At 64.7% G+C, this 20,805-nt stretch carries 22 protein-coding genes; 13 read left to right on the top strand and 9 right to left on the bottom strand.

The genetic code is table 11. The features are described 5' to 3' along the window. On the top strand, positions 1-592 hold a 592-nt coding region (locus VLR48_RS14195), incomplete at its 5' end, for a glycosyltransferase (RefSeq protein WP_325292416.1). Continuing rightward, entirely contained in the window at positions 564-1,091 is a 528-nt protein-coding gene (locus VLR48_RS14190; RefSeq protein ID WP_325292415.1) for a phosphatase PAP2 family protein, read from the top strand. The genes VLR48_RS14195 and VLR48_RS14190, both read left to right, overlap by 29 nt. Before the next feature lie 181 nt (positions 1,092-1,272). Here VLR48_RS14190 and VLR48_RS14185 read toward each other — a convergent pair whose 3' ends face one another. The 3 genes from VLR48_RS14185 to VLR48_RS14175 all read right to left on the bottom strand — a co-directional run bounded on the left by VLR48_RS14185 (position 1,273) and on the right by VLR48_RS14175 (position 4,221). After that, positions 1,273-1,647, bottom strand: coding sequence for a sulfur globule family protein (locus tag VLR48_RS14185; protein WP_296701249.1), 375 nt, complete (start codon positions 1,645-1,647; stop codon positions 1,273-1,275). A 106-nt stretch (positions 1,648-1,753) separates the two neighbouring features. Next, positions 1,754-2,659, bottom strand: coding sequence for a uracil-DNA glycosylase (locus tag VLR48_RS14180; protein ID WP_325292414.1), 906 nt, complete (start codon positions 2,657-2,659; stop codon positions 1,754-1,756). Between the two features lie 11 nt (positions 2,660-2,670). After that, entirely contained in the window at positions 2,671-4,221 is a 1,551-nt protein-coding gene (locus VLR48_RS14175) for a 2-isopropylmalate synthase (RefSeq protein WP_325292413.1), read from the bottom strand. Between the two features lie 247 nt (positions 4,222-4,468). Between VLR48_RS14175 and VLR48_RS14170 the strand changes: the two genes are divergently transcribed. The 3 genes from VLR48_RS14170 (at position 4,469) to VLR48_RS14160 (ending at position 6,387) form a co-directional block, all read left to right on the top strand. After that, the gene (locus VLR48_RS14170; RefSeq protein ID WP_325292412.1) at positions 4,469-5,005 is read left to right on the top strand and encodes a hypothetical protein; all 537 of its coding nucleotides are present in this window, start codon (positions 4,469-4,471) and stop codon (positions 5,003-5,005) included. A 107-nt stretch (positions 5,006-5,112) separates the two neighbouring features. Continuing rightward, a complete protein-coding gene (locus VLR48_RS14165) occupies positions 5,113-6,039 on the top strand; it encodes a DnaJ C-terminal domain-containing protein (protein ID WP_325292411.1) in 927 nt (308 codons plus the stop codon). A 3-nt stretch (positions 6,040-6,042) separates the two neighbouring features. Continuing rightward, complete coding sequence (locus tag VLR48_RS14160; RefSeq protein WP_325292410.1) at positions 6,043-6,387, top strand: chaperone modulator CbpM; 345 nt, start codon at positions 6,043-6,045, stop codon at positions 6,385-6,387. 185 nt (positions 6,388-6,572) lie between these two features. Here the strand turns inward: VLR48_RS14160 and nadC are convergent, their stop codons facing one another. Then, positions 6,573-7,463, bottom strand: coding sequence for a carboxylating nicotinate-nucleotide diphosphorylase (gene nadC, locus VLR48_RS14155; RefSeq protein ID WP_325292409.1), 891 nt, complete (start codon positions 7,461-7,463; stop codon positions 6,573-6,575). Further along, entirely contained in the window at positions 7,456-9,645 is a 2,190-nt protein-coding gene (locus tag VLR48_RS14150; protein ID WP_325292408.1) for a DUF1631 family protein, read from the bottom strand. Before VLR48_RS14150 ends, nadC begins: the two co-directional genes overlap by 8 nt. A 183-nt stretch (positions 9,646-9,828) precedes the next feature. Between VLR48_RS14150 and ampD the strand changes: the two genes are divergently transcribed. Further along, the gene (gene ampD, locus VLR48_RS14145) at positions 9,829-10,512 is read left to right on the top strand and encodes a 1,6-anhydro-N-acetylmuramyl-L-alanine amidase AmpD (protein ID WP_325292407.1); all 684 of its coding nucleotides are present in this window, start codon (positions 9,829-9,831) and stop codon (positions 10,510-10,512) included. A gap of 34 nt (positions 10,513-10,546) precedes the next feature. Here ampD and VLR48_RS14140 read toward each other — a convergent pair whose 3' ends face one another. The 3 genes from VLR48_RS14140 to pssA all read right to left on the bottom strand — a co-directional run bounded on the left by VLR48_RS14140 (position 10,547) and on the right by pssA (position 13,786). After that, positions 10,547-11,359: a UDP-2,3-diacylglucosamine diphosphatase gene (locus VLR48_RS14140; protein WP_325292406.1), complete on the bottom strand. Its 813-nt coding sequence runs from the start codon at positions 11,357-11,359 to the stop codon at positions 10,547-10,549. Between the two features lie 153 nt (positions 11,360-11,512). Next, positions 11,513-12,679 (bottom strand): hypothetical protein, encoded by a 1,167-nt coding sequence (locus tag VLR48_RS14135; protein WP_325292405.1) that lies wholly within the window; start codon positions 12,677-12,679, stop codon positions 11,513-11,515. 342 nt (positions 12,680-13,021) lie between these two features. Further along, the gene (gene pssA / locus VLR48_RS14130; RefSeq protein WP_325292404.1) at positions 13,022-13,786 is read right to left on the bottom strand and encodes a CDP-diacylglycerol--serine O-phosphatidyltransferase; all 765 of its coding nucleotides are present in this window, start codon (positions 13,784-13,786) and stop codon (positions 13,022-13,024) included. A gap of 220 nt (positions 13,787-14,006) precedes the next feature. On the opposite strand from pssA, the gene hoxE reads away from it, so the two are divergent. The 7 genes from hoxE to VLR48_RS14095 all read left to right on the top strand — a co-directional run bounded on the left by hoxE (position 14,007) and on the right by VLR48_RS14095 (position 19,883). After that, entirely contained in the window at positions 14,007-14,501 is a 495-nt protein-coding gene (gene hoxE / locus VLR48_RS14125) for a bidirectional hydrogenase complex protein HoxE (RefSeq protein WP_325292403.1), read from the top strand. Further along, positions 14,501-16,111, top strand: coding sequence for a NuoF family protein (locus VLR48_RS14120; RefSeq protein WP_325292402.1), 1,611 nt, complete (start codon positions 14,501-14,503; stop codon positions 16,109-16,111). Before hoxE ends, VLR48_RS14120 begins: the two co-directional genes overlap by 1 nt. Positions 16,112-16,299: 188 nt before the next feature. Then, on the top strand, positions 16,300-17,031 hold the full coding sequence (gene hoxU / locus VLR48_RS14115) for a bidirectional hydrogenase complex protein HoxU (protein ID WP_325292401.1): 732 nt from the start codon (positions 16,300-16,302) through the stop codon (positions 17,029-17,031). Then, entirely contained in the window at positions 17,028-17,570 is a 543-nt protein-coding gene (locus VLR48_RS14110) for an NADP oxidoreductase (protein WP_325292400.1), read from the top strand. The genes hoxU and VLR48_RS14110 overlap by 4 nt, the downstream gene beginning before the upstream one ends. 4 nt (positions 17,571-17,574) lie before the next feature. Next, the gene (locus VLR48_RS14105; RefSeq protein WP_325292399.1) at positions 17,575-17,919 is read left to right on the top strand and encodes a hypothetical protein; all 345 of its coding nucleotides are present in this window, start codon (positions 17,575-17,577) and stop codon (positions 17,917-17,919) included. After that, complete coding sequence (locus VLR48_RS14100; protein ID WP_325292398.1) at positions 17,916-19,343, top strand: Ni/Fe hydrogenase subunit alpha; 1,428 nt, start codon at positions 17,916-17,918, stop codon at positions 19,341-19,343. Before VLR48_RS14105 ends, VLR48_RS14100 begins: the two co-directional genes overlap by 4 nt. 15 nt (positions 19,344-19,358) lie before the next feature. After that, positions 19,359-19,883 carry a hydrogenase maturation protease gene (locus tag VLR48_RS14095; RefSeq protein WP_325292397.1) on the top strand — a complete coding sequence of 175 codons (525 nt, stop codon included), beginning with the start codon at positions 19,359-19,361 and terminating at the stop codon, positions 19,881-19,883. Positions 19,884-20,016: 133 nt separating this feature from the next. Here the strand turns inward: VLR48_RS14095 and VLR48_RS14090 are convergent, their stop codons facing one another. Then, a complete protein-coding gene (locus tag VLR48_RS14090) occupies positions 20,017-20,724 on the bottom strand; it encodes a rhodanese-like domain-containing protein (protein WP_325292396.1) in 708 nt (235 codons plus the stop codon). Positions 20,725-20,805 lie beyond the last annotated feature (81 nt).

The raw sequence follows: 20,805 nt of genomic DNA, 5'->3' as shown, positions 1-20,805 counted from the left end.
CTGGGGCTGCGACGAGGAGACCTTGGCCGTACTCTATGTCGGGCGGATTGCACCGGAGAAGAATCTCGATCTCGCGCGGGACGCCTTTCAGGCGATTCAATCGGCTCGACCGAAGGCGCGTTTCATCCTGGTCGGGGAGGGGCCTGCACGGGAGCAGATCCAACGCGAAAACCCCGGTTTCATCTGTCCAGGGTCCAAAATCGGTGTCGAGCTCTCGAAATATTACGCCTCGGGCGATCTCTTCCTCTTTCCGAGCCTGACCGAGACATTCGGAAACGTGGTGCTCGAGGCGATGGCCAGCGGTCTACCGGTCGTCGCTTTCGATTATGCCGCGGCTCGATCTCTGATTGATCCCGGGCGGAACGGGGTTACATTACCGTCAGGAGATCGTGAAGCGTTCATCGCTGCGGGATGCGAGCTGGCTCGCGACCTGCCACGCGTCCGAAAGCTCGGAGAACAGGCCCGCCGCGCGGCCGAGGAGATCAGTTGGGACCGCGTCATCCGGAGCGTCGAGGACCGTCTCTTTCAGGTCATCCACCGACAACGTGGAACGGAGGCTTGCCGTGCGACTGTGGCTACAACATCTGAATGAGATCGAGGTATCGCTCTGCCGCGCCTGGAGCCGCGGCGGTCGGCGCCGGTGGATTCAACGCCCTTTCGCCGTCGTCAGTCGGCTCGGCGACGGGGTCTTTTGGTACAGCTTGATCGCCATCCTGCCGCTGACCCACGGACTCCTCGGCCTCAAGGCCAGTGTGCACATGCTCGTCACCGGGGGCGTCGCGCTCGCGCTCTACAAGTCGCTGAAGGTCTATACGCGGCGCGAACGACCCTGTCACTATGCCGCCGAGATCATCGCCCTGGTCCCGCCGCTCGACCGCTACAGCTTTCCCTCCGGCCATACGCTTCATGCCGTGAGCTTCTCGAGCGTCGCCATCTACTATGTTCCCGAGCTCGCCTGGATCCTCGTGCCCTTCACCATGCTGGTCGCCAGCTCGCGGATCATTCTCGGCCTGCACTATCCCAGCGACGTGCTGGTCGCGACCTTGATCGGACTCGCACTGGCCTTTGCAGGCATCCTGATGGTTGCGTGAAGCTCGACCCCGGCGGGTAGGGCGGACGAGCCAAAGCGAAGTCCACCGAACCCGACGCACGCCCGATCAGCGACGTCAACAGGCTCATGCGCGAGCCCGCGGAAAACAAAAAAGACCGGGCGATTGCCCGGCCTTTTTTGCCGCGGCGCACATGAGGTGCACCGCCCGATCGGAGACCTTATTACTTGGCTTCTGGCTGAGCCGGAGCAACAGGCGCCACCGGGGCAACCGGTGCTGCGTAGGGGTAGGCGTAGGGGTAACCGCCGCCGTAGTACGGAGCGCCGTAGCCGTAAGGGGCACCGTAGTAGTAGGGGTTGTTGTAGCCGTAGCCGTAGCCGCGACCCAGACCGCGACCGTAGCCGCGACCACTGCCGCCGCCGCTCATGCCGAAGTTGAAGTCGCCGTAGCCGTCGCCGAACATGTCGCTGAAGGCATCGCCGAGACCGGAACCGTAACCGGGGCCGTAGCCGCCGTAACCCGGACCCCACCAAGCGGAGGCGGAAGCGGAGGCACCGAGGAGGGCAGCGACGGCAGCAGCAGTAGCAAGCTTGTTCATTCTATTCTCCGAATCGATCTAAGTTGTTGGCAGCAAGCGTGGATGCCTCATCGACATCCACGGAATGCATTATATTAGCAATTGATTAAATATGAAATAAGTTATATCAATTGGATTGATCTTTATCATTGCCTTGGCCGATTACCGCGCCTTGCCCCTCGCGCAAGCGCCGCGCAACCTCGACCAAATCATCCCAGACTTTCACCTTCTGATCCGGCGAGCGCAACAGATAGGCCGGATGATAGGTCACGCGCAGCGGGATCGACCCCGCCCGAAACTCAAGCCAACGCCCCCTCAAACTCCCCAGCGGCGCATCCGTCTGCAGAACCTGCTGAGCCGCGACGCGCCCGACGCAGAGGATCGCGCGCGGGCCGAGCAGCGCGATCTGCCGCATGAGGTAGGCCTCGCACTGCTTGGCCTCCTCGGGACGTGGATCGCGATTCCCGGGCGGACGGCACTTGAGCACGTTGGCGATGTAGACCTGATCGCGCGCCAGGCCGATCGCGGCGAGCATGCGGTTGAGCAGCTGGCCGGCACGCCCGACGAAGGGCTCGCCGGCACGATCCTCATCCGCGCCCGGTGCCTCGCCGACGATCAGGAGTTCCGCAGTGCGACTGCCGACGCCGAAGACGGTGTTGGTGCGGGTCTCGCAGAGTCCGCAGGCGCGGCAGCCGGACACCGCCGTCTCGAGCGCATCCCAATCCATCTTTGCCGGATCGGGCGACAACGGACCATCGGACGGATCGGGCTCGACCGGTCCGGACGCGACGGGTTCGGGCGCGACCGGATTCGGCACGACCTCGGGAGCCATGGCACGCACCGGCGGGGCCGGGTGCGCGGGCTGCGGGGACGGCGGAACCGAGTTCGGAGCGGCTTGCCCCGGCACGGGCGACGCGGGTTCGACGAGGACCGTCTCTTCGGCGCTATCGACTGTACCCGCAGCGACATGACGCGGCACCCAGACATCGACACCCATCGCGCCCAGGTAGTCCAGGCGGCGGCGCTCGTCCATCGCCATAGGACTCAGACGTCGCCGGTCTGTGGATGGGCGCGATGGGCCGGCTGGAGGATCTTGTTGCAGGCGTTGATGTAGGCCTTGGCGGAGGCGATCACGATATCGGTATCCGCACCCTGGCCGTTGACGATGCGCCCGCCGCGCTCGAGTCGGACCGTCACCTCGCCCTGTGCGTCCGTGCCGCTGGTGATGGCGTTGACCGAGTAGAGCTTCAGAACGGTTCCGCTGTCGACGATCGTCTCGATCGCCTTGAAGGTCGCATCTACGGGTCCGCCGCCGCTGGCGGTTCCGGCCAGCTCCTCGCCGTCAAACATCAGCACCAGGTTGGCGCAGGGCGTCTCGCCGGTCTCGGAGCAGACCCGCAGCGAGACCAGCTTCACCCGTTCGTTGGCCGCGTCCAGGGTCGCATCCGTCACCAGCGCCTGCAGGTCTTCGTCGAAGATCTCGTGTTTCTTGTCGGCCAGATCCTTGAAGCGCGAGAAGGCCGCATTGAGCTCTTCCTCCGAACCCATGACGATACCGAGCTCCTGCAGCCGCGTACGAAAGGCGTTGCGGCCCGAATGCTTGCCCATCACCATCCGATTGGCGTTCCAGCCGACATCCTCGGCACGCATGATCTCGTAGGTCTCGCGGTGCTTGAGCACGCCGTCCTGATGGATACCGGACTCGTGCGCGAAGGCGTTGGCGCCCACCACCGCCTTGTTCGGCTGAACGGCAAAGCCCGTGATGCCCGAGACCAGGCGCGAGCAGTTCATGATCTGGGTGGTATCGAGCCGGGTCTGGCAATCGAATAGATCCTGACGGGTGCGCACCGTCATCACGATCTCCTCGAGTGCGGCGTTGCCGGCGCGCTCGCCGAGACCGTTGATGGTGCATTCCACCTGGCGGGCGCCGTTGCGCACGGCGGCAAGCGAGTTGGCGACGGCGAGTCCCAAGTCGTTGTGACAATGGACCGAGAAGATCGCCTTGTCGGCGTTCGGGATGCGCTCGCGCAAGGTTCGGATGAGGCTACCGAACTGATCCGGGATGTTGTAGCCGACCGTATCCGGGATATTGACGGTCCCGGCACCGGCGTCGATGACCGCCTCGAGGACCCGACAGAGAAAGTCGATCTCGGAGCGTCCGGCATCCTCGGGCGAGAACTCCACGTCGTCGGTGTAACGCCGCGCCCGCTGCACGGCATGCACCGCCTGTGCGAGCACCTGATCCGGGGTCATGTTCAGCTTGCGCTGCATGTGGATAGGCGAGGTGGCGATAAAGGTATGGATCCGCCCGGCGTGCGCGCCCGCCAGCGCCTCGCCGGCACGGTCGATATCCTTGTCGAGCGCGCGCGCCAGGCCGCAGACCCGGCTCTCCTTGACGGTCTCGGCCACCGCCTTGACCGCCTCGAAATCACCCGGACTGGCGATCGGGAACCCCGCCTCGATCACATCGACACGCATCCGTTCCAACGCCTTGGCGATGCGCACCTTCTCGTCGCGGGTCATGGATGCGCCCGGACTCTGCTCGCCGTCGCGCAGGGTCGTGTCGAAAATGATCAAGTGGTCTTTTGCGGTCATGGATGGTCTCTGAGTCGCGCGGCCGTCTGTGAAGGAAGGGACCTGGTCTTCGGGAGGCTATTGTAGGCGATCCGCGCGCGAGCGGTGCCCCCGGATCAAGCTTGGTGCAACTGCGGGACGGATCGGCCCCGCGTCGGTCGATGCGGGATCTTGTGACCCGCATCGGTTCCTGTATAAGCTGCCGTCGGCGGTGATGGGACCGCGGATTGCAGCCCCGATCGGCCGACAGCCGAGGACTCGACGTCCCATGGATCACGCGGAGGCCATGCACGCGATGATGCCGGACCTGCACGACTTGGAGATTCTGCTGCGCTCGGACACCCCGATCGTTCTCATCAGATCGATCGACGAGCTCTTCTTCGTGGATCTACCCGCCGCACCCGTGCGGCGCGAGATCTTTGCGATCCAGCTGAGCAGGCGGGGGCTCGATCCCGAGCGCTTCGACCTCGCTCGCCTCGCGGAGGCAAGCGAGGATTTCACCGGTGCCGGCATCGAGCAGGCCGTCGTCTCCGCGCTCTACGCCGACGAGACCGCCAGGGAGGGCATGACGACAGGCGACCTCCTGCGCGAGATCGCGAACACCCAGCCCCTGTACGTCGTCATGCACGGCCCGCTGCAAGCGCTGCGCGCCTGGGCACTGGGTCGAACCGTTCAGGCGCACGCACCCGAAGAGCAAGACGACTCGTTAGCCATTGCACGCAACCCCGCCGCCGGGATGGTCTCGGGCACTATGGACCCCGCCGCTGCGAGCGTCGACGCGCAGCCCCTCGGGTGCCTCGACTAAGTCCGTTCACTTGACCGCGACCCGTGCAATGACCGTCGCCAGCCCATACCTTCCCTCGCAACACGAGGTTCACGAGTCCGTGTCGGCCAAACCTTCGAGGCGCTGCGATGGAATACAAGGACTACTATAAGACGTTGGGCGTGTCGCGGGACGCTACCCAACCCGAGATCAAGCGGGCCTATCGAAAGCTCGCGCGCAAGTTCCACCCGGACGTCAGCAAGGAGCCCGACGCCGAGGCCAGATTCAAAGAGATCAACGAGGCCAACGAGGTCCTGCACGACCCGGAGAAGCGTGCCGCCTACGACGCGCTCGGCAGCAGCTGGCACGCCGGCCAGGATTTTCGCCCGCCGCCCGGCGGTGTCCATCACGACTTCCATTTCGGCGCCGACGAGGCAGCCGAGTTCAGCGACTTTTTTTCCAGCATCTTCGGGCGCGAGTTTCACCCGGGGGCCCAGAGTCAACGCCGTCGTCGAGGTCAGGATCAAACCGCGCGCATCCTCATCGACCTGGAGGATGCCTATCGCGGCGCGACGCGGCAGGTGCGCATCGACATCCCCGAGGTCGGCCCGGACGGACGCGTCACCTCCCGCACCCGCACCCTGAACGTGCGCATCCCGCCCGGCGTCACGCAGGGGCGCCAGATCCGCTTGGCCGGCCAGGGCGGGCCGGGGATCAATGGCGGTCATGCCGGCGATCTCTATCTAGAGATCGAGATCAATCCGCACCGATTCTTCACCACGGACGGCAAAGACATCCACCTGCGACTGCCCATTGCGCCCTGGGAGGCCGCACTCGGCGCATCCGTCTCGGTCCCGACACTCGGCGGGACAGTGAACCTTAAGGTGCCGCCGGGATCTCAGTCCGGGCAACGCCTGCGCTTGAAGGGTCGGGGGCTGCCCGGCGAGCCGGCCGGAGACGAGCTGGTCATGCTCGAGATCGTCACCCCGCCGGCAACCACGGATGCTGCCAAGGCAGCCTACCGCGACATGGCCGAGCGTCTACACTTCAACCCAAGGGCCGAGATGGGAGTCTGACGCATGACGCAGACCGAGACACGCATTGAAGGGATCGTGCTCGACGAGGGGCTGACGGTCACCCTCGCCGAGCTGACCCAGCTGTGCGGCTCCAGCGGCCGCGTGGTGAGGCTGATGGTGACCGAAGGGCTCCTGCGCCCCAAGGGCCAAGCCCCCGACGATTGGCGGTTCGACGGCTTCGAGGTGCGTCGAGCACGTCGCGCCGTGCGCCTGCAGCGCGACCTCGACCTCAACCTCGCCGGCACCGCACTCGCGCTCGACCTGCTCGACGAGCTGGAACAACTGCGCGAGCGACTGCGCGCACTCGAGCACCAGCTCGGGCCGAGACGCACACGCGAGCTCGGTTAAACCGCGCCCGGTGCGATATGGGATGTTTTTGGCCGGGATCAGCACCGGCAGACTTGACTACCGTTGGAGCGGGCGCGGTTTAAGATATTAAAAAATATAAATTTTTAACTGCGTCTCCGCTAGAGGCCGTGGATGCACCAAGCGTCGAGCTCACTCGAAAGTTAGCATCTCGCTCTGGACGCGGTTTAACCCACGAACCGCATCGAGAGATCGACCGCGGTCACGTCCTTCGTCAGCGCACCGACCGAGATGCGATCGACACCGGTTTCGGCGATGGCCCGAATGGTTGCGAGCGTGACGCCACCCGATGCCTCGAGTCGGGCGCGTCCCGCGCTCATGGCAACCGCCAGACGCAAATCCCCGAGCGCGAAGTTATCGAGCAGGATCGATTCCGCCCCGCCGTCCAAGGCCGTCTGCAGCTCGTCGAGACTCTCGACCTCGATCTGAATCTCCACGTCGGCACCGGCTGCCGCGGCCGCGGCTTGAAGCGCGGCCGGGATCGAGCCCGCGGCGAGGATGTGGTTCTCCTTGATCAGGATCGCATCGAACAGGCCCATGCGGTGGTTGTGGCAGCCCCCGCAGAGAACGGCGTACTTCTGCTGGACGCGCAGACCGGGCAACGTCTTGCGGGTATCCAAGACCTGCACGGGGAGGCCGGCGACCGCGGCGGCAAATTCAGCCGCGCGGGTCGCCGTCCCGGAGAGGGTCTGAAGGTAATTCATCGCCGTGCGCTCGCCGGTCAGCAAAGCGGCCGACGGACCCTCGATCAGCGCCAGACGCTGACCCGGGCGGATCCGATCACCATCGGCAACGTCCCAACGGACGGCAATCGCGGGATCGAGCAGCCGAAACACCGTCTCGAACCAGGCGCATCCGCAGATGACCGCGGGTTCGCGCGTGATCAGCTCGGCCCGAGCGCGCTGATCGCGCGGCACCAAGGCAGCGGTGAGATCGCCGGCACCCACATCCTCCTCGAGTGCGGCTCGGACCTGGGCCTCGATGAGACGCGGGTCCGGAAGCGGCACTGCACGAGCCGCCGGGCGCGAGGGGTTCGTGTCTTGGTTTGATTCAGCCATCGGAGGGGGCCTTTTGTAGACTCGTCAACATCGCACGCAAGGCCTGATCCGCCAGCGGCGTCTCGCCGTTGCCCAGAATCCTGACCTGCCCGGCCGCGATCGCCTCGGCGAGACCCCGCGCGGAAAAACGCGCCGGGGACCACCCCTGTCGGTCGAAGAACAACAACTCCTCACGCGCGGGGTTCCAAGCGACCAACTTGAGACGGACACGCCCGACGTCCTCGCGAGCCCACTCGATCCAATCGCCGATCGCGCATCCGCACGAAACCGGAATCGGTACCCGAGCCGGGGCCGCCCGCCCGGCCGCGACGTCGGAGCCGCCGAGCACGGCACCGCGCGCGGACCCCTGCAGCACGTCCAGATGCAGGGTCTGCAGCTCCCCGAGCCACCGTGCCGTCAGACGTGGATCACAGCCGACCTCGGCGAGGCGCCGCCGCAGGGTTTCGAGCAGACGCGGGATCCGATTGAGCAGCTGGCGACGCTCCTCGGCGGTACGCTTCGCGCTCACGCTCCAGAGCAGTCGATCGATCCACTCGAGTGCCGCTTGCCAATCCGGGCCATCCGAGCCCCGGGAGCGCTGGATCTCGAGCAGAACCAGCGACCAGCCCTCGCGCAGCAGGACCTCGACCGTGCTCGGGATCTGCGCATAGGGCGCCAGACGGTCGGAGAGTGCTGCCGCAACCGTCTCACGCGCGGGATCGGCGGGCGCGGCGGCGGGATCGGCGTCGAAGCTCGGCTCGGCCGGGTCGGAAACGCCGGACAAGATGCCGCCGCGCGGCTCGGCCGGCGGATCCCCGGTCCCCGCAGCGGGTCGGGCGTCCTCTCGTGCAAGGAAGGCCCTGAAAGACCGATCCATTCGGGCGAACAGTTTGGGATCTCCGTCGAAATCGCGCACCAATCGCTCGATCACCCGCTCGATCATCCCGTAGAGGCTGTCGGCACCGCGTCCGTCGGCATCGCTCCAACCGATCGCCGCCCGGCCGATATTGTTGATCAACACCCGCGCAGGATACGTCTCGTCGGAGAAGAAGCCCTTGTCCAACAGCGCCATCTTCCCGACCGGGATCTGCATCCTCGCGATCAGGATCTTGATGGGGTCGGGAATCGCGCCGCCGGCCAGCAGATGCTCGAAGAAGAGAAAAACCAGATCGAGCGTATCCTCGTCAGGCTCCGCCAAGGCACGCCTCGGACGATCCTCGACGCAAAGCGCCGCGGACAGCCGCGTCCGCAGGGACGCCTCCAACGCCGGATACACGACCGCCGGGGCGGGAGCGACATCCAGATTGTCCAACATTGCCAGAAGCTCGCCCGTCGCGACCTTCACCCGAGCGCTATCGGTACGCGGGCTGCTGCTCGGTCGTTGGCGTGCAAGCAAGGTCCGCAACGCATCGAACGGAATCGAGAGGGTGTCCGGGGGCGGCTCCGGGATCTCCGGCTGACTCGGTACGCCGATAGGCGATGCGAACGGCGAGGCGCCATGCGGCCTTGCAGCAGGGATGGCGATCTCGGAGGAAGCGGGCTCGAGCTGGCTCAGACAACTGCGGTAGAAGTTGCCCAACTGGTCCATGACATGCCGATCGAAGAGCTTGTAGACGACGAGCTTGACAGACGGCTCGAACGGGGGAAGACCGGTCAGTGTGTCGCGAAAGGCATGGCACAGGGCGGACGGACCGAACGGATTCTCCTCGAGCCCGACCTCGCTCCAGCCCATCAGGTCGGCAAACCGACGATCCAACTCCATCAAATCGCCGCGATAGCGCAACTCCGCCTTCGACACCAGGTTCTCGGCGGCCAGAATCTCCTCGAGATCGGACTGCTCGAGCAGGGTCAGATCGCCGAAGCCCGACTCCGTACGGCTACCGAGCGCGTCCTGCGGGTCGCGATCCCGACCGAGGAGATCGCTGGCCTCTTGCTCGACACGCCGCAAAAAATCGCTCTGAAGACGTCGGCGCTGTTTGACGAGGATCTCGCGAGCGTCGAAATAGACGCGATAGCTCAAATCGTTGCTGGACTTATCGGCGAGATCCTGCAAGGCGTCGTCGAGCTTCCCGAACAGCGCACCCCAGAGCGACGGCAGGCGTTCGCCGAGCAGGCGCGTGCACTCGGCGACGTAACGCCCGCGCATGATCGAAGCATCCTCGCCGGGACCGGATGCTGCGTAGATGCGGGGGGGCTTGATCACGTGAATCTCGACGCCGATTACCGGTCATGTCACCATCATGGCGCGAGGCACGGGGCGGCCGGCAAACCTCGAGGAAGCGATGGAATATCTTGCGGCGATGGTAAGCAATGCGGGGAACTGTGTCACCTTGGATCGGCGGACTCGGGGCCGGCTCATCCCCCCCGCCCGGGCGCGTGGCGCGTCATGAATCCCGAAACCGATGCCGCCGCCGACCTTCACGGGGCCGAGTCACCGACGGCGCGATGCTCGCCCACCGGGAGCGATGCCGTTGTGCAAGCTCGCGCGGTCGGCGACGACAAAGCCGGTATCTACGCGGATATCGACCAGGAGGGCTGGCTTGCAGGCGCGGAGCGTCGGCCATCGCCGAGCCGGGACGCCCGCCCGCCGGGGACGGACATCGATCTGTTGGTGATCCACAACATCAGCTTGCCGCCGGGCGACTTTTCGGGAGACTGGATCGACGATCTCTTTCTCGATCGTCTGGATCCCGACGCGCACCCCTACTTCCGCGAGATTGCCGGTCTGCGCGTCTCGGCACATCTCTTGATCCGGCGCAACGGCCGACTCCTGCAGTATGTCCCTTTCGAGCAACGCGCCTGGCACGCGGGCGTCTCGCGGTTCGCGGGACGAGAGCGCTGCAACGATTTTTCGATCGGGATCGAGTTGGAGGGGACCGACGATATCCCGTTTACGGATGCGCAGTACGCGCGCCTTGCCGAATGCACAGGGAAAATCCTGCGTCGCTTTCCCGCAATCACCGAGGAGCGGATCGCGGGACACGCCGAAATTGCCCCGGGTCGCAAGACGGACCCGGGGCCGGCGTTCGATTGGAAGCGCTATCGGCGATCGATTCGCGCAGCAGGCTGAACTGTTGGGCCGGACGCGCCGGCCGACCGCTCCGCTAGCCGGCCCCCGCCAGAGCCAACCGATCCTTCTCGATGCTCGCGGGTTGGGGATAGGCGTTGGTCCAGCGCAGCAGCTCGAGCCGACCGTCGTGATGCTCCACGAGGGCGGTGCAGCTCTCCACCCAGTCGCCGCAGTTGCAGTAGGCGATTCCGGCGATCTCGCGCATCTCCGCGTGGTGGATATGCCCGCAGATCATGCCGTCGACGCGCCGGCGCTCCGCCTCGCCCGCCACGGCCGCCTCGAAATTGCCGATATAGCTCACGGCGTTCTTGACCTTGTGCTTGAGATACCCGGCCAACGACCAGTACTCGAGGCCGAGCACGCGGCGAATCCGGCTGACGAGTCCGTTGAGCATCAACAAACCGTCATAGGCGCGCGAGCCGATCATGGCGAGCCACTTGCCGTTCTGAACCACCGCGTCGAACGCATCCCCGTGCATCACGAGAAAGCGGCGACCGTCGGCTGTCGTGTGAATCACCTCTTCGCGCACCGCCACGTTGCCGAAATCCGCGCCGAGATGCGTGCGGAACAGCTCGTCGTGATTACCAGGCGTGTAGATGACCTCGGTCCCGCGCTTGGCCTTGTCGAGCACCTCGCGGACCACCTGATTGTGGGCCTCGGGCCAATAGACACCGCTCTTCATCGCCCAGATATCGACGATATCGCCGACCAGGTACAACTGCTTGCACTCGGTGGATTGCAGAAAATCGAGCACGAGAGAGGCTTGGCACCCTCGAAAGCCCAAATGGACATCGGAGATGAAAATGCTCCGGTATTTCAACGGATTCATACGCTTGATGTCGGTCATCGCATCGCCGGCCTCGAGCCATCAACGTCGGGATATGATCTCCGCGCGCGATTGCCGGGATATTGACGAACCGTGAAGATGCGATGAAATCTCGGGTTCTCGCGGGATGCCGAGCTGCCCGCGGCCGGTCGGAAAGGGCCTCGGTCCCGGCGCTCAGTCCGCGCCCCAATGCGGGGTGGCGATCCCGTCGCCGAGATCGGCTGCGACGAGAAGCCGCCTGATCTCGAGCAGACGCTCGATGAGCGCCGGCTCGCGCGCCTCGTAGGCGTCGCGGTCGGGCACGCGCTTGACCACGACGCCGAGCAGCTCGGTGATGGCGTTGCCGATCGAGTTCTGACTGATGGTCAACATCAGGCGGCCCGAGTCATGCCGAAAGATGAGCTGCTTGAAGGCCGGCTCCCAGCGGATGGAATTGGCGTAGGCCGGGTCGCCGAGACAGCGCTCGCGAACCCGTTTCGCGGTCTGCATGAAGGCGTTGTCGAAGAGCAGGACCGACTCGATCTGATCTGGAAAGTAGACATCCGGCAGGATCTCGGCGTTGCGGCTCGACACCTGCGAGAAGAAGGTGCGGTAGAAATCGAGAAACCCGCGCAGGATCTCGTCGTATTCCGCCCAGAAGGCGGTGTCGCCCAGGGCCGCGACCCCGCCTTGGATCTCCCAGCAGGGCAAACCCTCCGGATAGCCGGTGAGCGCGAGACGCGACTCGTCCGTGTGCACCGTACGCAGGATACGCAGGTCCAGCGCCTCGTCGAAAAAGCGCCTGTAGACATCGCGCATGTGCGCCTGAAAGAGGCTGTGCTGGCCACCGTCGGTCAGGTTGGGATGGCTCGGATCGGCCGGGTGGGCCGCGCGCAGCTGCTCCATCGGGAAGACGATGAAGTGGTTGTGCAGCATGCGGATGCTCGGCACACCGGGCGAGGTCAGAGGCCAGGTGGCATCCAGACTTGCCTCGCCGGCCATCACCAGTGCCTCGCCCGGATCCGGATAGCGTCGGAGCATCTCCTCGATGATGATCCGATTCATCCGGTTCCAGACGCGCTTCACCGACGGCGAGACCTGGGTGCGGCGAACCGGACGGCCGAGCGGGTTGAGGATGCGTTTGGAGGTGTCGTAGATGATCGAGCAGTCCAGCTCGGTGGAATGCCCCAGCGCCTTGCGGTAGAGCAGCAGATCCTCTTGATTGCGCAGCAGACCGTTGTTCTGCACCAGATCGCGAAGATTCTCGGCGCTGTTGAAGAACTCGTTCGGCGTCAGACCCGCCGGAACGTCCAGCGGGATGGGCCGAAAGGGCGTGACGATCTCGCGTGGTCCGGATGACATGATGTTACGACTGCTCCCGATTCCAGCAATGCCCGTCGCGAAGACGCCGGGCATAGTCCAAGCGCACCGGACATCTCTCCCAATCGCCCTGCGCGCATCCCGTCTTGCGACAATCGAACTCGCAACAGGAGACCTCGTCCGGCACCCGAGGGGCCAACCTTCGGAAAAGCCACGATCCGATACGGCGCAGCAAGCCGGGTTTCTTCTCGGATGGCTCGTTCATTTCGGCCCTCGAACAGAGAGATCTGGTGTTGCCCGACAGAGCGCCGTCACAGGCGCGGGCAGCCATCCGGGTCCATCCTAAGCGGCGACTGCTCGCAAGCCCGATCGATCGGAGCGATCTCAGGACCGATCCCCGCGTGAATCGCGCCGATGGCGCAAACGACTCTTGCGCAATCGCATCAGGGTCCACGCGGGACCCGAAACCGCATAGGTCGTCGCCATCAAAAAGAGCATCAGCGGCGGATTGACAAAGACCACCGCAAAGCCAAGCATCACGGCGACGGCCAAGAGGAAGGGGACGCGACCCTGGAAGTTGAGCTGCTTAAAGCTGAGGTACCGGAAATTACTCACCATCAGCAGACCGGCACCCGCAGTGAGGATGGCCGCGAGCCAAGCGACATCGGCCCCGGCGACCCCCGTATCCGTGCCGAGCCAGACCCCGCTTGCGATGATGGCCGCAGCGGCCGGGCTGGCGAGCCCTTGGAAGTAACGCTTGTCGGCGATCCCCACCTGCGTGTTGAACCGTGCCAGACGCAAGGCCGCGGCTGCGGTGAAGACGAAGCCGGCAAGCCAGCCGACCTTACCGAGTCCGCCCAAGGCCCAGTGATAGGCAACCAGCGCCGGGGCCACCCCGAAGGCCACCATGTCGGAGAGGCTGTCGTACTCGGCACCGAAATCGCTTTGGGTTTGAGTGATGCGAGCGACGCGCCCGTCGATCCCGTCGAGCAGCTGAGCCGCGAAGATAGCGAGCGCAGCGGCCTCGAAGCGTCCCTGAGTCGCCGCGAGGACCGCGTAAAACCCGGCGAACAACGCCGCCGTGGTAAACAGATTGGGCAGCAAATAGATGCCGCGTCGTCGTTTACGGGAAGCTGGCTCGTTGTCCATGGAAGAGATCTCGTTGGCGGCCGTCTGGTCGGATCGCGAGTATAGCCGGGAGCAGGGCGGCACCGAAAGGAAGCGCGGCGACACCGCGCGCACCGAAAGTGCGCGCAAAGAAGAACGTCGTCGCCCTATCCATCTGTCATAGACTTGTGGCATCGTTCGGTCCCATCGCCGTCGGCGACGCGATCGCTCGGCAACCATGACCCATTGAATCGGAGGGGAGATGAGTCTGCAGCAAGCCAAGCCGCCACTGCCCAGTGACGACAAGCGTTGGAAGCTCGTCAACGCGACCATGCGCCGCAACGGCTATGCCGACCACGCCTTGATCGAGACCCTGCACAGCGTGCAGGACGCCTTCGGGTTTCTCGACGAGGCCTCCTTGCGGTTTGTTGCCGCATCGCTCGACCTTCCGCTGAGCAAGGTCTACGGTGTCGCGACCTTTTACCACCTCTTCACCCTCAAGCCCAAGGGGCGTCATGCGTGCGTCGTCTGCACCGGAACCGCCTGCTACATCAAAGGCGCCGGGGGACTCGTCGAGCGCCTGCAGGAGCGCTACGACATCAATCCGGGCGAAACGACCGAAGACGACCGTCTATCGCTGTTGACCGCTCGCTGTGTCGGCGCCTGCGGTCTGGCCCCGGCGATCGTGATCGACGGCGACGTGCTCGGTAAGCTCGACAGCGAATCACTCATTGCCAAGCTCGAGGAGCTGACCTGATGAACCTCGACGATCTGGCCGATCTGGCCGAGCAATACCGTGCCATCGACGCGAACGTCGAGCGCGAGGTCCGCGTCTGCATGGCCGCCAGTTGCCAATCATCGGGCGCTGCACCCGTCATGGATGCACTCGTCGCCGGCCTCGGGGAGAGCAAACCTTCGTGCAAGGTCAAAGGGGTCGGATGCATGGGCCTCTGCTCGGCCGGCCCCTTGGTGTCGATCGCCGACCGGGACGGCTCGCTCGAAGAGTCGACCATCTATCGCGACGTCACGGCGGATGACGCCGCCGACATCATCGCAAGCCTCGACGGTCCTCCCGTGGAGCGTCTGCGCTGCCCGACGGATCAGCCCTTCTTCGCGCGCCAGCAGAAGATCGTGCTGGAGAATGCCGGCATCATCGATCCCGACAGCTTCAAGGGGTATGTGGCGGTCGGCGGTTACTCGGCCCTGATCCGGGCCTTGAGCGAGATGACCCCGGCCGATGTCCTGCGCGAAGTAACCGACAGCGGTCTGCGTGGACGCGGCGGCGGCGGCTATCCGACCGGTTTGAAATGGTCGACCGTCGCCAAGATGCCGGCGGCCCAAAAATATGTCATCTGCAACGCGGACGAGGGCGACCCGGGTGCCTTCATGGACCGCGCGATCCTGGAGTCGGACCCGCATCGCGTGCTCGAGGGCATGGCCATCGCCGCCTACGCGATCGGCGCGAACAAGGCCTACGTCTATGTCCGCGCGGAGTACCCGCTCGCGGTCGAGCGACTCCAGACCGCGATTCGCAAGGCCAAGCGCTCGGGATTCCTGGGGAACAAGATCGGCGACACCCAGTTCAGCCTGGAGGTCGAGATCCGACTCGGAGCGGGGGCGTTCGTCTGCGGCGAAGAAACCGCGCTCATGGCCTCCATCGAAGGGCTGCGCGGCCAACCCCGCCCGCGTCCGCCCTACCCCGCCGAGTCGGGGCTGTGGGGCTATCCCACGCTGATCAACAACGTCGAGACCTTCGCCAACATCGCCCCGATCGTGCGCGAGGGGGGCGACTGGTTCGCCTCGATAGGCACCGAGCGCTCGAAAGGGACCAAGGTCTTCGCGCTCGCCGGAACCATCACCAACACCGGCCTCATCGAGGTCCCGATGGGCACCTCGCTGCGCGACATCATCGAGGTCATCGGCGGCGGCATCCCGGGCGGTAAGGCCTTCAAGGCGGTGCAGACCGGCGGCCCCTCGGGCGGTTGTATCCCGACCCAGCACCTCGACATCGCCGTGGATTACGACAGTCTCAAGACACTCGGGACCATGATGGGCTCGGGCGGGATGATCGTCATGGACGAGACCTCCAGCATGGTCGACGTCGCACGCTATTTCATGGAGTTCTGCATGACCGAGTCGTGCGGAAAGTGCATCCCCTGCCGCGCGGGAACACAGCAGATGCACAGCATCCTCGACCGGCTGGCCAAATCGCAGGCCACGCGTGCCGAGCTGGCGCTTTTGGAAGAGCTCTGCGAGGTGGTGCAGGCGACCAGTCTCTGCGGACTGGGGCAGACGGCGCCGAATCCTGTGTTGAGCACCATGCGTTACTTCCGCGACGAGTATGAAGCAAAGCTCGGCGACGCCTAGCGCGGAACAGGCTTTATCGATCGCAAAGGTGCAAAGCGCGACAACGGACGAAAGGTGTCGAGCGCTCGAATCCCGGCGCCGACGCCACTGGATTCCGCTGGAAGCGAACACCCGCAGCGACGTACGCTGCATTGCGTCCTGCGCGCCTTTGCGGTTCAAACTGCACGAACCAGGTTGACGGAGCCGATATGCCCCCACCCGCCAAGCAACCGAACGTCCGCGTCGTCACGCTCAACATCGACGGCCGGGATCTCTCCGCCCGCGAGGACGAGACGATCATCGAGGTCTGTCGCGAGAATCAGATCCCGATCCCGAGTCTCTGTTATCTCGAAGGTCTCTCGGTGTGGGGCGCCTGTCGTCTCTGTCTCGTCGAGCTGGCCGGTCAGGGACGCCTGTTGGCTGCCTGCTCGACCCGCGTGACCGAAGGCATGCAGATCCAAACAAACACCGAGAAGCTCCAACGCTATCGCCGCACCATCGTCGAGCTGCTCTTCGCCGAGCGCAACCATGTCTGCTCGGTCTGCGTCTCCAACGGGCATTGCGAGCTGCAGCACATGGCGCAGAAGTGCGGTGTCGACCATGTCCGCGTGCCCTACCGGCAGGCCAGCTACCCGGTCGACAGCTCGCACGAGATGTTCCGGCTCGATCACGACCGCTGCATCCTCTGCACCCGCTGCGTGCGTGTCTGCGACGAGATCGAGGGTGCCCACACCTGGGACGTCATGGGCCGCGGCACCGAGTGCCGCGTGATCACCGACATGGCGCAACCCTGGGGCGAGAGCGACACCTGCACCAGCTGCGGCAAATGTGTTCAGGTCTGCCCGACCGGCGCGCTGGTGAGGCAGGGCACTTCGGTCGGCGAGATGGTCAAAGATCAACACTTCCTGCCGATTCTCGCCCGCCGGAGACTTGCCCAATGAGCACATCGCCCAAGATCACGGTCGCGACCACCTGGCTCGACGGATGCTCGGGCTGTCACATGTCCTTTCTGGACATGGACGAGCGCCTGATCGAGCTGGTTCAGAAGGTCGACATCGTCTACAGCCCGCTGGTCGACACCAAGACCCTGCCCGACCAAGTCGACGTGGGCATCCTGGAAGGCTCGGTCAGCTCGGAAGACGACCTGGAGAAGGCGCTGACATTCCGAAAGCACTGCAAGATCCTGGTCAGTCTGGGCGATTGCGCCGTGAACGGAAACGTCCCGGCCATGCGCAACCACTTTAAGCTGTCGGACGTGGTCGACCGCGCCTACCGCGATACCGTCACCATCCAGCCGCAGACCCCGACCCGAGGGGTTCCGGCCTTGCTGGCGGTCGTCAAACCCATCCACGGTGTCGTAGGGGTCGATGTCTTCGTTCCCGGCTGCCCGCCGAGCGCCGACGCCATCTGGTACGTGCTGAGCGAGCTGATCGCGGGGCGCACACCGGACCCCAGCGCCGTAACCCGGTTCGGGGCCTGAAGCCATGACCCAGCCGCCTGTCGGAAGCCAAGCGCCGCAGGATGCCGACACGGGCGTGATCGTCGCGCTCCGCGAGCGTCTGCGCACGCAGCGCTTGCCGCGTCTGCTCGACATCAAGACCAAGGTCGAGGGCGGCGCCCGGCTCGACAGCTTCGATATCGATCTCCTGACCGAGGTCTTCGCCGATGCCAAGGAGAAGCAGTCCAAGTGGGCCCAGCATCCGGAGCTCGACGACATCATCGCCAGGATGACCCATCTCTATCATAAGATCACCGAGCGCGCCTTGAGCAACGAGGACGACGACTCGAACTCCATACCGAATCCCAACCGCCAGGGGCCGCATCCATGAGCCGCACCGTCATCATCGAACCCGTCACCCGCATCGAGGGCCATGCCCGCATCACCCTGCAGCTCGGGGACGCCGGAGAGGTCGAAGACGCCAAGTTCCATCTCACCCAGTTCCGCGGCTTCGAGAAATTCTGCGAGGGCCGACCCTATCGCGAGATGCCCGCCCTGACGGCACGAACCTGCGGGATCTGCCCGGTCAGTCATGTGCTGGCGTCCAACAAGGCCTGCGATCACCTGCTCTCGGTCAGCATCCCGCCGACCGGCGAGAAGCTGCGGCGCATCATCAACCTCGCCCAGATCACCCAATCGCACGCCTTGTCGTTTTTTCATCTCTCATCGCCGGATCTCTTGCTCGGCTGGGACTCCGACCCGGTCTCGCGCAACATCTTCGGCGTCATGCGCCAAGACCCGGCGCTGGCCAAAGACGGCATCCGTCTGCGCCAAATCGGCCAGACCATCATCGAGACCCTGGGTGGGAAGAAGATCCACCCGACCTGGGTCGTGCCCGGCGGGGTCAGCGAGCCGCTGACGCAGGAAAAGCGCGATGCGATGCTCAAGTTGATGCCCGAGGGGCTGGAGATCGCCAAGCGGACCTACGCCTTCTTCAAGACCCTGGTGCCCAAGTTCAAGGACGAGGCCAGTCACTTCGGCAATCAACCGACCATGTTCCTGAGCCTGGTCAGCCCCAAAGGTCACTTGGAGCACTACGACGGGTTCCTGCGACTCAAAGACGCCCAGGGCCGCATCCTCGAAGACATGGTGCCGCCGCACGAGTACGAGCGTCTGATCGGCGAAGCGGTCGAGGACTTCAGCTACATGAAGTTCCCCTACTACAAGCCCCAGGGCTATCCCAAGGGGATCTATCGGGTCGGACCCCTTGCACGTCTGAACAACGTCGATGCCTGCGGAACACCCTATGCCGACGTCGCGCTCGCCGAGTTCCACATGCTTCAGGAATCCGGCCCGATCGCGAGCAGCTTCCATTATCACTACGCGCGACTGGTCGAGATCATCTACGCGCTCGAGATGATGGAGCGCCTGCTCAAGGATCCGACCATCCTCGCCGCACGCGTACGTGCCCGCGCCCGCAGCAACCGCTACGAAGGCATCGGGGTGACCGAGGCCCCGCGCGGGATCCTGATGCATCACTACCGCATCGACGACGAGGGGCTCATTACCTGGGTCAACCTCATCATCGCGACCGGACACAACAACCTCGCCATGAACCAGAGCATCCGTCAAGTCGCCGACGCCTATGTCGACGGCAACAACCTCCAGGAGGGGATGCTCAATCGCGTCGAGGCGGTCATCCGCTGCTTCGACCCTTGTTTGTCCTGTGCCTCGCATGCCTTCGGGGAGATGCCGCTCGCCATCGAGCTCAAGGATGCGACCGGTCGCGTCGTCGACACGCTCAGGCGCGGCTGAATGGATCAGGCACGCATGGCGAGCAGGAAGGTCTTGATCATCGGCTACGGCAGCCCGATCCGCGGCGACGACGCGATCGGGCCGCTGGTCGCGGATCGGCTGGAGGCGGAGGGTATGCCCGAAGGCGTGGAGGTGATCTCGCGTCACATCCTCACAGCCGAGCTGGTCGCCGATTTGGTGGAGCATGACCGCGTCGTCTTTCTCGACGCCGCGGTCGACGGCGCACCGGGCGAGGTGCGCTGCCGATCGCTCGCCCCCGACGCCAGCGCCATGTCGACCATGGCGCATTTTCTGGATCCACGCGAGCTACTCGCCTGGTGCGAGACACTCTACGGCAAGGTCCCCGAGACCTTCCTGGTCTCGGCGTGCGGGAGCGCGTTCGACTATTCCAACTACGTGCTGACGCCGACCGCCGAGGCGGCGATCGAGCCCATGCTGGAATGGGTGCGGCGGCTGATCGACCCGAACATACTCCTCACCTCGAATCAGCTGCCCGGCGCATCGTCGCGCGAGACAGGCACGCCGCTTCCGATCCCCTAGAGAGCGGTTCGAAAACGTGTAAAACCACTCGACGAGAGAACAGCGTTGCAACGATCGTCGTTGTCGTTCTCGATTACGACAACGACAACGCTTAGACTCGATGCGTGTGGTTATCGATCAACGACGTCGCGACTCAATCCTCCGGCGCTGCCGAGGACTTCACTGTCGTCAAGCCGAGCTGCTCCCACATCTGCATCCCGCCGCGGTACCACTTGATCCGATCCACAGGATAGCCGAGCGCCAGCAAGGCGCGGATATTGGTCGGGGACTGCCCGCACCAAGGTCCGTTGCAGTAAAAGACCAAGGTCTTGGCGGCGCTGAAGTTCCAGAGCGCATTCAAGCGAATCGCACCGAGCTCGAATTCCAACAACTCGGCGATCGCTTCGGGCTGCGCGTGCGCCGGATCCAGTCGCGTATAGGGGAGATGGATCGCACCCGGGATCATGCCCTGAGACACCCAGGGCTCGGTGCGTGAGTCGATCACCAGGATCGGCTCGCCCTTGGCTGCGCGCTCGAGATAGGCGATCAACTCGAGCTCGCCGATGGTCTCCACGCCGGGCGCCAGCTGCATCGGCTGGATGCAGTAGGGAGGACAGTCGCGGGCGGTCTGCTCATAGGGCGCGACGATGGTGTGATCGGGCTCCTGATGACGCATCAAGATAACCGGTTTTCCCGCATGCTCGACCTCGACATAGGGAAGGGTCTCGGTGATCTTCACCCGAAGATCGTCCAGATCGAAGAGCCCCTCCTCCGGGTTGGCCGCGCCGGCGCCTGTCGCAACAGCGGTAAGCAAGACAAGCGACGCCGTCGGGCATAACGGCAGACTCAATCTCATCGACATCTCTCTTCACCTCCTCCAAGCCACGTCTGAGGCAAGGGTTGTTGATCGAGCCCGGGCCACGTCCGCGCGGCACGAGCGCTA

It is taken from the genome of Thiocapsa sp. (genome assembly GCF_035467215.1).
Lineage (GTDB): Bacteria > Pseudomonadota > Gammaproteobacteria > Chromatiales > Chromatiaceae > Thiocapsa.
Note: the sequence above shows the minus strand (reverse complement) of the source record. Positions and strands in the feature narration are given on the sequence as shown.

What these genes read in the sequence shown, in the direction of transcription:
- VLR48_RS14185 (WP_296701249.1), bottom strand. Translation starts at nt 1,647, where the DNA reads ATGAACAAGCTTGCTACTGCTGCTGCCGTCGCTGCCCTCCTCGGTGCC.
- VLR48_RS14180 (WP_325292414.1), bottom strand. Translation starts at nt 2,659, where the DNA reads ATGGACGAGCGCCGCCGCCTGGACTACCTGGGCGCGATGGGTGTCGAT.
- VLR48_RS14175 (WP_325292413.1), bottom strand. Translation starts at nt 4,221, where the DNA reads ATGACCGCAAAAGACCACTTGATCATTTTCGACACGACCCTGCGCGAC.
- VLR48_RS14170 (WP_325292412.1), top strand. Translation starts at nt 4,469, where the DNA reads ATGGATCACGCGGAGGCCATGCACGCGATGATGCCGGACCTGCACGAC.
- VLR48_RS14165 (WP_325292411.1), top strand. Translation starts at nt 5,113, where the DNA reads ATGGAATACAAGGACTACTATAAGACGTTGGGCGTGTCGCGGGACGCT.
- VLR48_RS14160 (WP_325292410.1), top strand. Translation starts at nt 6,043, where the DNA reads ATGACGCAGACCGAGACACGCATTGAAGGGATCGTGCTCGACGAGGGG.
- nadC (WP_325292409.1), bottom strand. Translation starts at nt 7,463, where the DNA reads ATGGCTGAATCAAACCAAGACACGAACCCCTCGCGCCCGGCGGCTCGT.
- ampD (WP_325292407.1), top strand. Translation starts at nt 9,829, where the DNA reads ATGAATCCCGAAACCGATGCCGCCGCCGACCTTCACGGGGCCGAGTCA.
- VLR48_RS14140 (WP_325292406.1), bottom strand. Translation starts at nt 11,359, where the DNA reads ATGACCGACATCAAGCGTATGAATCCGTTGAAATACCGGAGCATTTTC.
- VLR48_RS14135 (WP_325292405.1), bottom strand. Translation starts at nt 12,679, where the DNA reads ATGTCATCCGGACCACGCGAGATCGTCACGCCCTTTCGGCCCATCCCG.
- pssA (WP_325292404.1), bottom strand. Translation starts at nt 13,786, where the DNA reads ATGGACAACGAGCCAGCTTCCCGTAAACGACGACGCGGCATCTATTTG.
- hoxE (WP_325292403.1), top strand. Translation starts at nt 14,007, where the DNA reads ATGAGTCTGCAGCAAGCCAAGCCGCCACTGCCCAGTGACGACAAGCGT.
- VLR48_RS14120 (WP_325292402.1), top strand. Translation starts at nt 14,501, where the DNA reads ATGAACCTCGACGATCTGGCCGATCTGGCCGAGCAATACCGTGCCATC.
- hoxU (WP_325292401.1), top strand. Translation starts at nt 16,300, where the DNA reads ATGCCCCCACCCGCCAAGCAACCGAACGTCCGCGTCGTCACGCTCAAC.
- VLR48_RS14110 (WP_325292400.1), top strand. Translation starts at nt 17,028, where the DNA reads ATGAGCACATCGCCCAAGATCACGGTCGCGACCACCTGGCTCGACGGA.
- VLR48_RS14105 (WP_325292399.1), top strand. Translation starts at nt 17,575, where the DNA reads ATGACCCAGCCGCCTGTCGGAAGCCAAGCGCCGCAGGATGCCGACACG.
- VLR48_RS14100 (WP_325292398.1), top strand. Translation starts at nt 17,916, where the DNA reads ATGAGCCGCACCGTCATCATCGAACCCGTCACCCGCATCGAGGGCCAT.
- VLR48_RS14095 (WP_325292397.1), top strand. Translation starts at nt 19,359, where the DNA reads ATGGCGAGCAGGAAGGTCTTGATCATCGGCTACGGCAGCCCGATCCGC.
- VLR48_RS14090 (WP_325292396.1), bottom strand. Translation starts at nt 20,724, where the DNA reads ATGTCGATGAGATTGAGTCTGCCGTTATGCCCGACGGCGTCGCTTGTC.